Genomic DNA, 16,490 nt, shown 5'->3' with positions numbered 1-16,490 from the left:
CTGCCAATATTATTTTTATTAAATTACACTTTAATTTTATTATTCTAACTCGCTAATTCCGTCACTAAACCATCGATCAATAATTGCGGTATACCCTGAGAACAACGCTCAATTCGGCCTTTAATACCATAAACTTTAGCCAAACTGTCCGACGTAATCACCTGTTCTGGTGTACCTTCGGAGATTAACTTACCTTTTTTGAGCATTAATACATGGTTGCCATGACGTAATGCAATATTTATATCGTGAACAACAACAATCGTAATAATATTACGATGGCGCGTTTCACGTGCAACCAAATCCATGACGTGGTACTGGTAATTTAAATCCAATGCACTTAATGGTTCATCTAATAATAATAAAGTTGGATGCCTGATTAATGATTGAGCCAATCCGACCAACTGTTTTTGTCCACCTGATAATTGATCCAGATAGCTGAGAGCCAAATGATCAATACCAAGCTGGCGCAACAGCTCCATGACTTCTTGCTCACACTGGCTACTATTCACGTTGCCTGATGCTCGCTGAGCAACAATCACAGACTCCAGTACATGAAGATGAACACCTGCCGGTAATGATTGAGGTAAATAAACCACGTTCTGAGCGCGCTGGGCAAAATTCATTTGCATCAAATCCAGTCCATCCAACAGGACTTCACCACTGGCTTTATTCAAACCCGCCAGCGAACGCAGAAGTGTGGATTTTCCGCAACCATTCGGCCCAAGCAATACGGTGATTTGACCACGCGGCAATGCCTTTACATCCAAATTTTGAATCACAGGACACTTCGGATACCCCGTCGTTAAACGATTTATTTTTAATCCCTGACTCATATGTTCCCCCTATGGCGTAAAACTATGCTAAGGAAGAAAGGCACACCGACCAAGGATGTCACAATCCCCACCGGTATGATGACACCTGGAATTAAATTTTTGGAAGCAATGGAAGCCATTGATAAAACCAATGCGCCAATCAACGCACTCGCTGGCAAATAGAAACGGTGATCTTCACCAAAAATCATTCTGGCGATATGAGGAGCCATCAATCCAATAAAGGCAATTGGGCCAACAAATGCAACCGCTAATGCTGTCAGGATACTAATACGCAGCAATGTCCCCAAACGAAGACGACCGATATTAATTCCAAAACTAGTTGCACGATCTTCCCCCAGACGCAATGCGGTCAGTTTCCAGGAGTTGCTCATTGAGATAGGCATAATAATGGAAAAAACTGACATCATAATGCCCAGTTTTTCCCATGTCGCTCTGGAGAGGCTACCCATCGTCCAGAAAACTAGCCCCTGTAAGGTGTCTTCCGTGGCGATAAATTGCATCATAGAAACCAGAGCATCGAAGGTAAACACCATCGCAATACCGAACAACACAACACCAGTGGTTGCCACTCTTGTCCAACGGGTGATGCCATCAAGCATCAAAGCGGTTAGAAATGCAAAAAGAAAAGCGTTTGCCGAAATAAACCATTGTTCTGGGATTCCTGGAATACCGATTCCCAGCACAATCGCCAATGCTGCACCAAAAGAAGCGGCATTAGATACACCCAAAGTAAATGGGCTGGCTAACGGGTTATTCAGGATTGTCTGCATTTCAGCGCCGGCCAGCCCAAGTGACAGGCCGATCACTACCGCCATCAAGGCATAGGGCAATCGAATATCCCAAACAATCACCCTTGTTGCTACATTAACGCTTTCTGGTGAAACCAGTGTTTGCCAGAGGGTTTGTAGCGATAACCCTGATGGTCCCATTGTAAAATCCAGTACAACAGAGGTGCCAATCACCAAAACGATGAACAATATCCATGCAATACGTCGGCGCAGGATCTGACGATAATGTGCTTTTATATCACACTCATTCAATTGTTGTTTCGCCATTGGCATAGGCTCGGTAGTGACACTCATTCTTATTACCCGTTACTGCTTATTTCTCACTGACCCAATACGTACCTGCTGTTCCAACAGCCAAGAATTTATTGTGAAGCTCTTTCAATGTTTGTTGCGGATCTAAATCAGCAAATTTTTCAGGGTAGAACCATTTTGCGAAAACTTGCGTAACGACAACGTTGTAAGGCGAATTGTAGTAGTGATGCCAAATAGCGTGGCTGCGCCCTTCCTTCACAGCAGTTAAGTTATTGATACCTTTACGCTCAGTGATAGCTTTCAAACCAGTGCGGGCAATATCAGCTGAAGTTTTGGCTCCCATCTGAACCCCCATACCTTTATCACCCGGATCTTGTGCACCACTTGCAATGTAGATATAAGGATCTTCAGCAATGACTTTTTCCAGATTCATTGTTCCCAACGGAGAAGGAAGCACATCTTTGGCGATGTTTTTGCCTCCAGCCAAGTCAATAAAATTCCCCATGTTGCCGTTACCCGCAGTACCACAGCAATCTTCGATGGAGCCGGCTTTTAGCTCAATAAACACGGAAGGTTTCTGTGCATCTGGTATACGGTCAGTAATGTCAGTCACTACTTTCTGATTTTTTTCATAAAAATCAGCATAAGCATTAGCCTGCTCTTCGCGGTGCAGGACTTTACCCAGCATACGAATGCTAGGTAATGTGTTTTTCAAAGGGTCGTTGCGGAAATCGACAAAAACAACAGGAATACCAGCTTTTTCCAACTGCTTCACCAGCTCACTATTTTTTCCTGGGCCGTGCCCAGATAGGCCAAAAATAGCAATATCAGGATTTAGCGTAAGCACTTTTTCAGAACTGACACTATCAGCACTCGTATTACCAATCAGGGGAATATCATCAATTTCAGGAAATTTAGCTTTATAGATAGAGTAAGTTTGTGGGTCCAGTTTACGGAAGTCACCCTGCCAGCCGGCGATACGAGCCAGAGGTTTGTCCCCTTCTAATAATGCTATAGAGTGGAACAGACGACCTTCACCTAACAAAATACGATTGACTTTCTCAGGCACCTCAACAGTACGTCCAGCAACATCAGTGACTGTTTCAGCCCAGGAAGCAAAACTCACCATCAGGGCGGAGCCTGCCATTAGACCGATACTCATACTTTTCACGACTGCTCGAAATACAAACTTCACTTTAGTTAGCCTCTTAATGCAACAATTGTGGCGATAACAATAAAGCAAATAAGAATAATTATCAATGCGATTAGTTGAGTATATCCGAAATTTACGACCTATATTTTTTCTTTAATCTTTATAAAAAATAAAAACTGCCAATTCCATCACAAAACGGGCAGTTTCTTGTTATATAAAAGTAGTAATACGTTACTCAATAGGCATCATTTCATTGGGCATTTATTAACAAGTTATTCTTTATCAGTATATTTAAATGCTGGAAATTCCATCTCATGGTATCTCACAAAGTGGGTTTTCTTTTTCAGTTTGTAACCAAACCAGATAATTAGGAATAACGGAATACCAATATAAGTTGCGATAACGCCGTACCAGTCGATTGTATCTTGTAAAAAGGCCTGATAATTTTGCCCCAATGTGATCACCAGACACAAAATAAAGGCAAAAATAGGCCCGATTGGGAAGAAGCCTGAACGATATGGAAGATTATTCAGATCCAAGCCTTGCGCAATATAACCCTTACGGAAGCGATAGTGGCTAATTGCAATCCCCAGCCATGCGATAAAACCAGTCATACCAGACGTGTTCAATAACCACAGATATACTGTTTGATTTCCAAACATGGAACTGAGGAAACACAATCCCGCTACCACAGTTGTCACATAAAGTGCATTGCGTGGAACGCCGCCTTTCGACAAGTGACCAAAAATTTTCGGGGCTTTACCTTCCCTTGCCAAGGTGAATAGCATACGAGTAGAAGCATACATTCCCGAATTTCCGGCTGATAGCACAGCGGTCAATATCACTGCATTCATTATCGCAGCCGCGGATAACAGCCCTGCATTTTCAAATACCAGAGTAAATGGGCTAACACTGATATCCTTCACATCATTACGCAACAAGCTAGGATCAGTATACGGAATAATCAGGCTGATAATCAAAATTGCAAACACATAGAACAACAGAATCCGCCAAAACACCTTACGCACGGCGCGAGGGATATTTTTTGCCGGATCTTTAGATTCCCCAGCAGTAATACCGATCAGTTCTGTTCCCTGGAAAGAGAAACCAACAATCATTGCCACCCCAATCATTGCAGCGAAGCCTCCGGCAAATGGCGCATCACCAATTTCCCAGTTATGCCAGCCTGCGCCTTCAGCACCTTTCATAATACCGGCGATCATTAGAATACCGATAATAATGAAGACGATTACCGTAGAAACCTTGATCAAGGAAAACCAATATTCTGCTTCGCCAAAGCCTTTAACTGAGATAAAATTCAGCAAAAAGATCAGACCAAGAAACAATGCACTCCATACCCAACCTGGAACATCATTAAACCAATACCCCATGACTAACTGTGCAGCCACGAGATCAACGGCAATGGTCACAGCCCAGTTATACCAGTAGTTCCATCCCAATGCGAAACCGAAGCCATCATCAACATATTTAGAACCATAGGTTGAAAATGATCCCGAAACCGGCATGTACGCCGCCAATTCGCCTAAACTGGTCATCAAGAAATACACCATTAAGCCAATTAGTGCATAGGAAAGTAAGGCTCCACCGGGACCCGCTTGGGAAATCGTTGCACCAGAAGCAACAAATAACCCCGTACCAATCGATCCACCAATAGCAATCATTGCCATATGCCGTGCTTTTAATTCCCGGCGTAGAGTTTTAGGAGCCTGATCCCGTGACGTACATTGTTCTTGAGACATTCTATTCCTATATTATGAAAATAACCTTAATGCGGAATTGTAACAAATCCTCGTCCCTAGAATAGCGGCGAATTCGTGGTTATAAGATACCTTCATAATCTACGGCCAATTATTAGCTATACGATTAGCTCTTTAATACTAGATACTTAGATACTAGTTACAATAACTAAGTAATTTTTTTAATGCATTGGACATATGTTTCTGACGATGATAAATCAGGTACAAAGTTCGGTTGAGATGCAATCCGGGGAGCACCAGTTCAGTTAATGTCCCATTATTCAACTGTTCTTGGACAACCCGCCGTGAAAGGCAACTGATTCCCATTCCATATTGAACGGCATGTTTGATAGCCTCCGAATTGCCTAATTCCATAGCAATATTGAATCGTGGCATTTGCGAAAACAGTAGATGATCCAGTACTTCCCTTGTTCCTGAACCTTTTTCTCTTAATATCCAAGGTCCATTAATCAAATCTTCTACAGTAAGCTTGCGCTGCAATAGCGTGCTTTCTGGAGAGGAAAAAACAATCAATTCATCTTTCATCCATGGTTGCGTGATCAATTCAGGGTTATGACACAAGCCTTCAATCAACCCCAAATCGACGCGAAATTCCACAACTGCCTTTATTACATCTTCAGTGTTACTGATATTTAATTCTAAAGGTGTGTCAGGATAATCCTGACGATATTTAGACAACATTTCAGGCAACATATAATTGCCAATCGTACTGCTGGCTGCCAATCGCAATGCCCCCAACTCAAGTTTGAAAAGTTGCTCGACTTCACCAGCCTGCTCAAGCAATGCCAATGCCTTGGGATAAAGCAAACGCCCATGTTCGTTGGTCACGAGTCGTTTTCCGACCCTATCGAACAGCTGTACACCTAATTGCCCTTCAAGGTCTGTCAGAGAAGCACTTACTGCGGACTGTGATAACGCCAGCTGTAGGGAAGCCTGTGTCGTTGAACCACTTTTCAGAACTTCTGCAAAAATCTCCAGTTGTCTCAGAGTGATACGCATATGGCCTCACGGGAAGCAAAATAAAAGAGAAAGGTAGTCTTGATTTTAGACAGTATTATGCAACTTAACAAAAGTCACACTTTTTTGATTTGTTTTTCTGGTTATATATATTTATTTTATCAATTTTATTGATTTTAAAATCTTCTATATGCTTATTCCTAAAGTGTATAAGTATAGAGTCGCCGTAATGTCTGAAAATCAACTGGAAGAATTGACAAAAACCACCACAAATAGCGCTTTAAAATTAGTGCCTGGTTTTATTTTAGTCGTTCTCCTGACAACACTAGCTATTTATATCAGCAGTATTCAGTGGTTTATTGATATGGGATTGGGTGTTCTGACATTGGCCATTTTATTAGGGTTCATTGTAGGTAACACGCTGTATCCCTTTTTAAAATCCATTTGTGATAAGGGTATCCATTTTTCCAAACACTACTTACTGAGAGCTGGTATCATTTTTTATGGATTTCGGCTAACATTTCAGCAAATTACAGATATTGGCGCTACTGGGATGTTGATTGATGCCATTATGCTTTCTTCAACTTTTTTTATTACATTATGGGTAGGGCGCACTTTTTTTAAGCTAGATAGCCAAACTGTCATCTTAATCGGAGCAGGAAGCAGCATTTGTGGAGCTGCTGCGGTTATGGCAACAGAACCCGTGGTTAAAGCACCAGCCAATAAAGTTGCTATTGCTATTTCCACGGTGGTGATTTTTGGCACGATCTCAATCTTTATCTATCCTTGGTTTTATCAACTCAATACCCATTACCAATGGCTAAATTTCTCCCAAGAAACATTTGGTATTTTCTCTGGTTCAACCGTTCATGAAGTTGCTCAAGTCGTCGCCATTGGACATACATTAGGCAGTGAAGCGGAAAATGCAGCCGTTATCAGCAAGATGCTCCGTGTTATGATGCTGGCACCATTTTTGCTCTTGCTTTCAGGTTATATTAACCGCATGGAAGCAAAAAATAGCAGTAACAACCAAGCAAAATCCCAGATAACTATTCCCTGGTTTGCCGTATTTTTCATTATCACGGCAGGCTTCAACTCCTTTCATCTATTACCGGAATCCTTTGTTCACTTTATCATTACCACTGATACTGTCATGCTAGCAATGGCAATGGTTGCTTTAGGTTTAAACACCCACGTTAGCGCCATTCGCCAAGCTGGTGTTAAACCGATACTATTGGCACTTATTGTGTTTATCTGGTTGATGGCAGGAGGATTAATCGTCAATCAAGTTATTCAACATTTATTAGGCTAGAAAATTTAACACTGAATTGAATTGACTGTTTTTAGCTGAATTTTATTGGCAAGGCGAACAATGCCATAATAATAAAAAACAGGAGAAAAAATATGAAACTTGTAGGAGCACATGTAAGCGCTTCAGGTGGTGTAGATCAGGCAGTGATCCGCGCCCATGAATTAAATGCAACGGCATTTGCCCTGTTCACAAAAAATCAACGCCAGTGGCATGCCCCACCATTATCGACAGAAGTCATCGATAAATTCAAGGCGAATTGTGAGCGTTACGGCTATGGCAGTCGACAAATTCTTCCCCATGACAGCTATCTGATTAATCTTGGCCACCCTGAAACAGAAGCCCTGGAAAAATCTCGTGCTGCGTTTTGATTAAATGCAGTTAATTAAAAATAAATAAATAAAAACAAATAATTATATAACATTGTTATCTTCTTAAAGATATGCATGTACACACGCATGTACAAACTAAAAAAAGCACTCAGTACGGCGCATAACAATTGATTTTATACTGCTTAGATAGGAAAGGTTGAGGTAGGTTTCAAGGCGGGAATGGGAACACCACAGGGCAGCCCCTTTAACATGCAGGATAGTCCCGTATGTACCGGACGGCTTAAACTCAAGCTCTCTTCTGTGGTGATTTCCCCTATAGTTGATTAACTCATTGATTTTGCCGAGGCCGTCAGATTGGCCTCACTCAGTTGCTCGGTATTTAATCACTCCGTTTGAAACGGAAGCATGATCTGTACCATGCAGGAAATAAAGGGTATCAAGGGGCGGGAAGGTGACGCGCGGGCGGGTTTATGGTTAATTTATCAGTCTCTTGATAAGCCGGCAGAAAGAATCTCTTTACAACTAATGGTGCCCTTGCACAGAGAGTGGAATTTTTTATGATTCATCCCAGCCTGTTTAGCCATTGATTTAATCAGATCTTTTGAAAACGGTGCGTGGTGCTTATCGACGGTAACCACCCATTTATACACATCTTCTTTTTTGATCCATTGTTCATGGGAGGTTCCTTTTTTTGGTTTCATTTCAAAACCTAAATCCGCCAGAGCTGCTACAACTTCTTTATATTTGAGGGGTGTTAGTCTATAAAGAATCATGTTGCGCCGCACCTCTTATCGGGCTAGCTCACATTGTTCGTCAAACAACTTAACTGAAACAGCTTCTTTATTTAGATAAAAAGCCCTTCTTACTTTTAACTTAAACGCGATAAGCCAATACTTAAGCCACATAGATAAGGGGGCTTTTCGATTGATAAGCTGTTTTGCGTATTCAGGTTCAGAAGTTGCTTCTTCAAGATAATCACTTACCTGAGCCTCAAGTTTGCTAATTGCTTCATCAATCGAATTAGCTTGCGCTGCCAGTGACAGATCTAAGCAGGCAGCAATATACATATCACCCTGTTGATAAGCCATGCAACGTAATCTCATTTAGTCATCTCCTGTAGGGGTATCAACAACATAGTTATCAGATTGATAAATATGTCTAAGGCGATGATAGTTTGTTTGAGCTTGGTGTCAACCGCGTAGGCTGTGTTTATTTTTGTTTTGTTGGAGGTTGAAATGCACAGACTGTTTCAATTTAACCCTCTTTATACCAACCCGCCCCAACAACCTTTTCTAACCCCACTGGGTTCACCGGACAAAAATTTGTCCGAAGGGTGTAAGAAATATTTCTCATACCCCTTAGTTAAAGAGTGACAGGCCAAAGTGAGGACCTCGGTAATATGACCCCTTGAGATTAAGGAGCCCTTACACCATGCAAAAGGCTGAACGGTTAAAAGGTGAGAAATCCCGCCTTTATCTATCTCTAAGTTTTATCAGTGGAATATGGATTTTATTAATTTCCAAACAGTCATTTCGTGCCATCCTAATCAGAAGTTCTCTCCAGTATTGATGAACCTATTTTATTGATGTTCACTGGCGGAGAAGTAGCCCGCCTTCATGTTATTTAGCAATGCTTATTGTTGATTAAATGAGGGATTAAGTATGAGCAATGAATGTAATAAATCTGATGTTCCAGTCTCAGAAGATGGTGATCTTGTTGTCGTTTCAACCCCTAAATATGTCAAAAAAACTATTGAAGAGCACGCCCTAAGCCGCAACCATCCAAATGCAACACTGCAAGATAAGGGATTTGTTGTCTTGAGCAATGATGTCGGTAGTAATAGCGAAACTATGGCAGCAACGCCAAAGGCAGTGAAAGCAGCATATGACCTAGCCAATACCGCCAATCAAAACGCCACTAATACACATATGGACGGTTCCAGTTTGCCTGTTGGTGTTCCTGTTCCTTGGCCGACAGAAGCCCCACCGGACGGTTGGCTTATCTGCAACGGTGATTCGTTTGATAAGGCAAAATACCCAAAACTGGCTCTTGCCTATCCATCTGGCAGACTACCTGATTTGAGAGGGGAGTTTATTCGTGGTTGGGATGAGAGGCGTGGAACGGATAGCGGGCGCGCATTATTATCATCCCAGACTGATGCTATTCAGAATATTGTAGGGACATTTGGAAAAACACAACTGTTTCCGGTGAAAGTAGCCTCTGGCCCATTCGAAATATCAAGTCCTGTACTTTCAACAGGGCTTTGGCCATCTTCTAATGCAGGTTATGGCTCAGCAAATTGGACATTTGATGCATCCCGTGCGGTGCGTACAGCAACGGAAACTCGTCCCCGCAACATTGCATTCAATTACATAGTAAGAGCGGCTTAGTTCTGAGCTAACAATTTAACCCGCAACTTTCTGCGGGTTAATTATTTCCATTAATATAACCAATTAAAACCGTATTCAATTGAAACAATATTTTTTATTGCATCCTGTGTGAATTCGTTATGTTTGTTATCTCACAGATTAGGGAATTTTTGCTCAAATGATTAAGGGGGTGATGTAGTGTAGCTGATTAAGATTCCGTATAAAAATAACAAGGTTGGGAACCCTGCCTAAAGACCTAAAAAACAATGGGTTGAGTCAATTATCATCAATTTTAGGAACCACGCCAATTCAGCATTCGCTTTTTCATGTCGAAAAGCAGATTGAAATAGATGGCATTGAAATGGGTGTGCCGTACAGCGTAGAGCCGCCCTCCCCGCGAGGGCTTCCTGCTTATCACAAACCTGCACCTTCCCTCCCCCTCACATTCCACACCGAATCTTCCGGCATCTGGACACGGACGTCCAGACGCGTGCCTGCGGGTAAATCACACGGTTCATCATCGGTGTAATAGGTGTGTTCGTCCACGGATTTGATGCGTCTGTTCTGCAACCGAGCGGGCATATGGGCGTTCTGTCGGTGGGTGATTTTGATATCGATAGCCCCGTCCGGCAACACTTTATCCTCAACATACACTAACTCATTACCGTTAACATCACGGGGAGCGCTGAGACCTCCATGTACACCCCACGCTCCATCAGCGTTGTAGCCGAGAACACCAGAAATGCGATAGTGGCCAACGCCTAGTTTGGTGACGGTTGCCCCTTCAGATTCATCATTGGTAGTGAATGTGCCATCGGGGTGGATTTCGATGATGGGGGAAGATTTTCTGAGAAAACCGTTGGCGTCTTTCCACGTATTTCCTGTACACAGCAAAATCCCACTAACTTCGGGGTGATATAACTCCCCTTTCCATATGTCATCTTTCTTATATGACAGCACCCCCTTACCATTCTTTATTGTCATTCCCCACGCCTGCGGTTTTTCTGGTTTCACCCAAAGCCCCACTTGCGATGAAACGTCCCGCTCACACAGTAGCTCAGATTGCATTGACTGAATGCCACCATTGGAGAAATCTCTCATGACTGCATCTGATTTTACTGCCCGCTCAACGATTAATTGAGTTGTTATATACTGACTCATCACCTGCTTAGTCGAACCCCCGGAAACCTGTACGACCTGACTTTCATTCAGTTTCCCCTCTACCGCCGCCTGCAATGCCCGGATGGAGTCCAGCGTGACTTTCTGTCCGTTCGGCATCTCCACTTCAACCTTGCCGCTTTCACTCATCCACCTGTCCATGTTCTGGAGGAAATTAACAATATAGCTGACATTGGTCACTATATGCCTGACGCCATCGGAGACAGAATCGGGCGCTGTGGTCTGGATTTGGTAGGTGACGTTGCGGAGGGTCTCGCGGGCCTTATCCGCCAGTACCAGCTCCGTATCGGAGTTCACCGCCTGAATCATGTGTAACAGGTTACCGTTGCCGGACTGAATTAAAATAAGCTGTGCCGGGGCAACGCCGCTAATATTGGATTTAAACCGGGTGCCCGTGCCGCGGACAATAGCCGAGCCGGACACAGTAGAGATTGCGCCTTGTGAGTACATAATAAATTCCTGTGAAGAAAAGATCGGAAAGGGATTAGCCTTCAATGGCGGTCAGGTCAACAATAAAACCTTCCATCAGCGGGGGCGGGCCACTCCATGTACCCGGATCTGCCCCTCCGCCTCCCCGGTACGCAAATTCAAATGAATACCTCATTTCAATTCTGCCATTGCTGTATCCGGGTTTGAAAGATTCGGCGTAGACGTCATAGACCCACTCGTCATCGAAGTAAGGCGGGTTGTTCGCGCCACTGATAAATTGCTTGTTTCTGTAATAATGCCGGGACTGGGACTTGATTATCATGTACCCAAAACGGCGCCCTGCCCCGCCGGTATGGACAAAGGGCGTATTTTTGTTACCGGGGACATCAACATAAAACGGTTTCACGAAGGACAGCAGTTTCATGGCAGACGAAAACATCAGTGCCCCGTTCTCGCTGTATACCTCCAGCCCGCTCCTCCCGTAAACACTCAGTTCAGACACCGGGGCAAAGAAATAGGTCCCGCCCGCGCCGTACACCTCTGCAAAGTTATAGTATCCCTGCTGCTGGTTGTTCTCGCCCGGTGCCGCTTTTCTCAGAAACCCCAGTGCCGGGGATTTATCCGATATCTGGACAACGCCATTATCGGTGTAAAATTCAATGCCAAACATGTTATATTGCCCAAATAGTAACCCGATTTATCATCTCATCCCAGCCCGCGCCGCTCTGTCCGCCCCCCTTCCCCTTGTTCTCCCAGCGGTACACGTCATAATCCACATGATAGTTAAACGCACTGCCGGAGACAGTGAAGCGGGTGAATTCATTGCTGATGCGGGTTGTTATAAGCCCCTGTTTATTCTTCATATATAAAAAGAAACGGGCGGTCAGATTGCCACCTTCACTTAAACCTGACAGATACAGGCTGCCGGATTTATTCAACGGGATAATATGGGTCCCCAGAAAGCGCGGAATAATGTTATTAGTGGTGATAATCAACCGCCCCTTTTCGTCGTAAATCTCCAGTCCCATGCCCATTACCAGAACCCCATGCGAATACGTAATCTGCCGTTATTATCAAACAACTGTTTCAGATTATTAGTTTCTACCCAATAGCCCGAATTCCCCTGACCGTAACTCACCATTTCCCCGGTGCGCATATTCAGCCTGAACCCGGTTCGGCGGCTGGGGTCGAAGTTAGTTGACTGGAGGGTGTCGGCAATCTTTGCACTGGTGATGGTGGCATCACCGACAAACAGGCTGTTGATAAAGACCTGACCATTTTTAATCACAAAGACCGGCTCTGACTTCCCGTTATTAGGGTTCACTACCGTGAACTGGTTGGCCATGACACCGAAATGTGTCTCTACCTGACCATTTCTCACCTCAGCACCGATAACCATCCCGGCCTTATAGAACTGGCCTTTGTATTTCACGCCCGCCCCGATATCCTTAATGGCATAACCGTTACCCTCGATATCAAAAACAGCGGTCGCCTTGGTCTGCACAGCGGCGGTATTTTCCCCCACATCGGCCTGTACCTTTTCCATTTTCTCCGTAAAGGCCTTCTGGTCAGTTAGCTGAGTCGTCCTGACTTCCAGTATCTCCGACCGCATCTCGCCGTTTTCTTTCAATTGATGCTGAACGACAGAACCAATCAGGGCGGCATTTTCTAATATGGACTCGTTGGTAAAATCAATCTGCCCTTCCAGCCGCTTTCCGGCCTCGGTGGTCATAAAATCATGCTCTAATTCATCCATGATGGCTTTGGTGTTGCTGTCCGGTATGCCGCTGGCTTCCACAAACGGCGACTTGCCGTATGTGTTAAGTGTTCTAATGTAAAACCAGTAAATCGTTCCGGCTCTGAGATGATCCTTAAGCCAGAAATTACCCTGTCCCAGCCGGTCAGCATGATTTATCACCGCCGGTTCCTGTGTGTGATCCAGTTGCTTTTCGCTGAACCAAAACTCAAAGGTATGACCGAACGAGGCCACATCCCCTTGTCGGGGGACAACCGTCAGGGAGAAAAAGCCGGGGGTGATTTCGACATTAACCGGGGGCGGCGGAGCCTGAATAGAGAATTCAAACACCGCGGGGGCGGACATTGCACCGGCCGCACTGACCGCGCGCACCTCCGCCCGGTAATTCCCCCGAACCAATCCGGCCAGATTGACCGACTCACCGGGCACCTGAATAGTCTGAACAATGCGGGTATCCTGATAGATGGTGACGCGGTTAAAGGCCACTTCATTCACATTGCGCCATGACAGCACGCCCTGTATCACATCGCCCAGTGTTTGCGGAATAAATGTCAGCGTAGTCGGTGAGCCGACACTCCCTGCGGGTAGCCGTGTAAAGGGCGGCCGCTCAAACGGTTTACTGATGGCGTCTTCGTACACATAGGCCCCGTCTTCCTCCAGTGTCAGTTCTGCCCCGTCCAGCGCGCTGAACCGCCAGTCAATCACCCGGAATTCCAGTTTACCGATCCCCAGCGTCGGCAAGTTTAGCCTGACCACCTGACCGGGGCGGTAGGCGTAGCCATCCAGATTCATGTTCAACTGCACCCGCCGTCCGGCTCGCTTGCGGCGCAAATATTGAAGAGCCAGTCGCTGAGCCTGATAAGGGGTGGTAACAAACCGAAAATCCAGATTTTCCTTAATCTCCAAGCCATCCTCGGCGATCCATTCATGCCGGATAACCGGAGTAAAATCAGTTTTGGTATGGATTTGTTCGGCATCCACAAACGTGCCATAAATGGCGTTTGTCGCCTCTTTCAGCCCCACTTCGGGTGTCAGGGTCACGGTGTCGGTGATCTGGTTTTCATGAATTTCCAGCACCGCAGGACCATAGTATGCCCCCGCTAACATTCCGTGTTTACCTGCCATATACGTAGGGTCAGCCGCTACACAACGGTGCATAGCATCTAAAATGCTGGCGGGGTTTTCTTCCAGTTCATAGGCACCATTCAGTGTGTATCGGGATTCACGTCCCCCGTCTGGTGTATCAATACTTTCATCGCAGATATCAGCAGCCCGCTGGAATGCCCCCCAGTCAATGTCCGTATCCGGCACTTGCAGGTAACTGCGGTAGTAATCCAGAATGACCAGCGCCCCGTTATTGCTCCACGCCGTCTTTTGGGTTCGGGGATCGTACAGTTTCTTGCCCCAGACCTCACACTTGATATTCGGCAGACCATAGGGAAACTTTTCTGCATCAAATTTAAGTGTCACACGCAGCCAGGCCATTCCCCGCCCTATCATATCCGGTTTCCATGACGGACAGTTCTCCAGCATAAAAGGATCGGCGTCCGTCCTGCCGTTGTGCAACGCCCATTCTGCATGTTCACCAAACGATTCAATCTGGTCATCCCCCAGCCAGATTCGTCCAATCTTTTCAATCGGGTGTCCCGCTAAAGCAATAGCCAGCGTAATTTTTTCATGCTCATCCTGCTCGCCCGGCTCTTCCTCGGCAAAAAACAGCAACCCGGAGACAACCGTGCGCCCCACAATCACGGTTTCCGCCGCCGTTGACGAACGCAGCATTTGCTTCCTTTCGGTCTGATCACGGCCCATGCCCGGCATTTTGGGTTTATATAGCAGAATCAATATAATCAGACATAAGTCACATGCTCTGTAAACAGCTCATCAATAGAGTATCTTTCTCGTCTTCTTGTTGCTTTTGTTTCAGCCCATTTGTTTTCGATAGGATTTAAATCTGGGCTGTAAGGCGGAATCCATTCTAACTGGCATCCGTGATCGGTTATCGCTTGTCGCGTGTCACCGCGTTTATGGAAAGGGGCATTATCCATCACAATCACTGTCCCCTTAGGGAGCTTCGGCAACAAATCTTGTGTCATCCAGGCATGAAACACATTCGCATTAAGGGTTCCGGCAAACAAACTTAAGGTCACAAAGGTATTTTTAATGATAGCACCAATGGCATTAAGGCGGCCTTTGTGCTGCCAGTCATGTAAACCAAAACAGCGGGACCCTTTTAACGAATAGCCATGCGTACGTCGCATGGACTGCTCAACGCCGCTTTCATCCAGATAAACAATCTGTTTGCCCGCCTGCTCATGATGGCGGATACGCTCGCCAAATACCTGACGCGCGTGTTCGTCAGCGGCGGGGTGTTTGTGCGTTTTTTTTGACGGTTATTTTGAGTCGTTTCAGGGCGTAATGGATAGCCGATTGTGAGACACCCAGACGTTTTGCTCTTTCCCATTGATAATCATCGGGATAATTTTTGACATCGGCGATAAGTGTCTCATCACTGATTTTCGTGGGCGGCTTATCACGTGTCATACAGGGTTCTATTTTATTGCACCACCGGAACAGAGTGCGGATAGAGACCTCAAAGTGGTCGCGGGTTTGCTCGAATGTCAATGCATGCTTGTCTTTGTATGCCAGTACTCTTCTTCGAAAATCTAGACTGTAACCCATCTCAATTCTACCTTGTCATTGGGATTTAGGTATTATGACACAGTATTATGACACAGTATTATGATTCTGCTATATATAAATTTTGGTTATTACCAAGATATTGAATTGGCTGATTTGGTGGCGCAAGAAGCAAGAGAGACGGTGCACGGCTTATTCGCCAGACATCAATAAAGAGGATGATAAATTGAATGTCACTAAGCTTCTTTTTGCTGCTTTCCTAGTCATTCTTGCGTGTCTTTTTTTTGTTTTTGGTAATTACAATAAATTAAAAGACAAATATTCATCTCTTCAGGATGCCTTTGATAAACAAGTGTTAATCAACAATGATTACATTCACAGAATTAATTCACTAAGTAAATTAGACAAGGTTCACACTCAGGAACTCGCTAATGCCAAGACTGAAATCAGTAAGCTGCGGGATGCTGCTCATGCTCATCCTGAGCGGGTGTATATCCAAGCCAAGTGTCCAGTGCCTAAAACCACTCCTAGTTCCGGCATGGATGATGCAGTCACCGCCCGACCTACAGACGCCGCTATCCGAAATTATTGGCTACTCAGAGAACGAATTGCCACCTTTGAACAAATGATCTTGGGTTGCAGGAGTATGTTAGGACGCAGTGTCAGTAACTCCTAAGCTCAGGGGCTGCAGGTGTTGTAATGGTAAGAAGAAGGT

General features: G+C 44.8%; 14 protein-coding genes and 3 pseudogenes. 4 read left to right on the top strand and 13 right to left on the bottom strand.

The genetic code is table 11. The annotated features are described in order from the left end of the window. Positions 1–44 precede the first annotated feature (44 nt). The 5 genes from AC5JQI_RS11540 to yieE form a co-directional block, all read right to left on the bottom strand. On the bottom strand, positions 45–833 hold the full coding sequence (locus tag AC5JQI_RS11540) for an ABC transporter ATP-binding protein (protein ID WP_493912262.1): 789 nt from the start codon (positions 831–833) through the stop codon (positions 45–47). Continuing rightward, a complete protein-coding gene (locus AC5JQI_RS11535) occupies positions 830–1,915 on the bottom strand; it encodes a FecCD family ABC transporter permease (RefSeq protein WP_493912261.1) in 1,086 nt (361 codons plus the stop codon). The genes AC5JQI_RS11540 and AC5JQI_RS11535 overlap by 4 nt, the downstream gene beginning before the upstream one ends. A 19-nt stretch (positions 1,916–1,934) precedes the next feature. Beyond that, positions 1,935–3,035 carry an ABC transporter substrate-binding protein gene (locus tag AC5JQI_RS11530; protein ID WP_493912260.1) on the bottom strand — a complete coding sequence of 367 codons (1,101 nt, stop codon included), beginning with the start codon at positions 3,033–3,035 and terminating at the stop codon, positions 1,935–1,937. A gap of 263 nt (positions 3,036–3,298) precedes the next feature. Continuing rightward, entirely contained in the window at positions 3,299–4,786 is a 1,488-nt protein-coding gene (locus AC5JQI_RS11525; protein ID WP_237385195.1) for an amino acid permease, read from the bottom strand. Between the two features lie 153 nt (positions 4,787–4,939). Then, positions 4,940–5,803: a DNA-binding transcriptional regulator YeiE gene (gene yieE, locus AC5JQI_RS11520; protein WP_493912259.1), complete on the bottom strand. Its 864-nt coding sequence runs from the start codon at positions 5,801–5,803 to the stop codon at positions 4,940–4,942. A 187-nt stretch (positions 5,804–5,990) separates the two neighbouring features. Between yieE and AC5JQI_RS11515 the strand changes: the two genes are divergently transcribed. Both AC5JQI_RS11515 and AC5JQI_RS11510 read left to right on the top strand, forming a co-directional pair. After that, complete coding sequence (locus tag AC5JQI_RS11515) at positions 5,991–7,073, top strand: YeiH family protein (RefSeq protein ID WP_493912258.1); 1,083 nt, start codon at positions 5,991–5,993, stop codon at positions 7,071–7,073. Between the two features lie 92 nt (positions 7,074–7,165). Next, positions 7,166–7,438, top strand: a pseudogene (locus AC5JQI_RS11510) (TIM barrel protein); the annotation flags it as partial. A 446-nt stretch (positions 7,439–7,884) separates the two neighbouring features. Here AC5JQI_RS11510 and AC5JQI_RS11505 read toward each other — a convergent pair. Then, positions 7,885–8,175, bottom strand: a complete 291-nt coding sequence (locus AC5JQI_RS11505) for a type II toxin-antitoxin system HicA family toxin (RefSeq protein WP_493912257.1) — start codon at positions 8,173–8,175, stop codon at positions 7,885–7,887. Between the two features lie 15 nt (positions 8,176–8,190). After that, positions 8,191–8,490, bottom strand: coding sequence for a DUF1902 domain-containing protein (locus AC5JQI_RS11500; protein ID WP_233437472.1), 300 nt, complete (start codon positions 8,488–8,490; stop codon positions 8,191–8,193). Positions 8,491–9,063: 573 nt separating this feature from the next. Between AC5JQI_RS11500 and AC5JQI_RS11495 the strand changes: the two genes are divergently transcribed. Next, on the top strand, positions 9,064–9,792 hold the full coding sequence (locus AC5JQI_RS11495; protein WP_493912256.1) for a tail fiber protein: 729 nt from the start codon (positions 9,064–9,066) through the stop codon (positions 9,790–9,792). Positions 9,793–10,185: 393 nt separating this feature from the next. On the opposite strand, the gene AC5JQI_RS11490 is transcribed toward AC5JQI_RS11495, so the two are convergent. From AC5JQI_RS11490 to AC5JQI_RS11465, 6 genes and pseudogenes are all read right to left on the bottom strand, one after another. Continuing rightward, positions 10,186–11,400, bottom strand: a complete 1,215-nt coding sequence (locus AC5JQI_RS11490) for a phage tail fiber protein (protein ID WP_493912255.1) — start codon at positions 11,398–11,400, stop codon at positions 10,186–10,188. A gap of 34 nt (positions 11,401–11,434) precedes the next feature. Further along, on the bottom strand, positions 11,435–12,049 hold the full coding sequence (locus AC5JQI_RS11485; protein WP_493912254.1) for a hypothetical protein: 615 nt from the start codon (positions 12,047–12,049) through the stop codon (positions 11,435–11,437). 1 nt (position 12,050) lies between these two features. Then, positions 12,051–12,407 (bottom strand): hypothetical protein, encoded by a 357-nt coding sequence (locus tag AC5JQI_RS11480; protein WP_493912253.1) that lies wholly within the window; start codon positions 12,405–12,407, stop codon positions 12,051–12,053. Positions 12,408–12,412: 5 nt separating this feature from the next. Next, positions 12,413–14,917: a phage tail tip fiber protein gene (locus AC5JQI_RS11475; RefSeq protein ID WP_493912252.1), complete on the bottom strand. Its 2,505-nt coding sequence runs from the start codon at positions 14,915–14,917 to the stop codon at positions 12,413–12,415. 68 nt (positions 14,918–14,985) lie between these two features. Then, positions 14,986–15,465 (bottom strand): annotated as a pseudogene (locus AC5JQI_RS11470) (IS630 family transposase); the annotation flags it as partial. Positions 15,466–15,493: 28 nt separating this feature from the next. Further along, positions 15,494–15,817 (bottom strand): IS630 transposase-related protein, encoded by a 324-nt coding sequence (locus AC5JQI_RS11465; RefSeq protein ID WP_493912251.1) that lies wholly within the window; start codon positions 15,815–15,817, stop codon positions 15,494–15,496. 184 nt (positions 15,818–16,001) lie between these two features. Here AC5JQI_RS11465 and AC5JQI_RS11460 point away from each other — a divergent pair. Further along, positions 16,002–16,444, top strand: a pseudogene (locus tag AC5JQI_RS11460) (lysis protein). The last annotated feature ends 46 nt before the right edge of the window (positions 16,445–16,490 follow it).

The sequence above is a fragment of the Xenorhabdus sp. XBWT genome (genome assembly GCF_059072735.1).
This window is presented reverse-complemented; position numbering and strand designations above follow the sequence as displayed.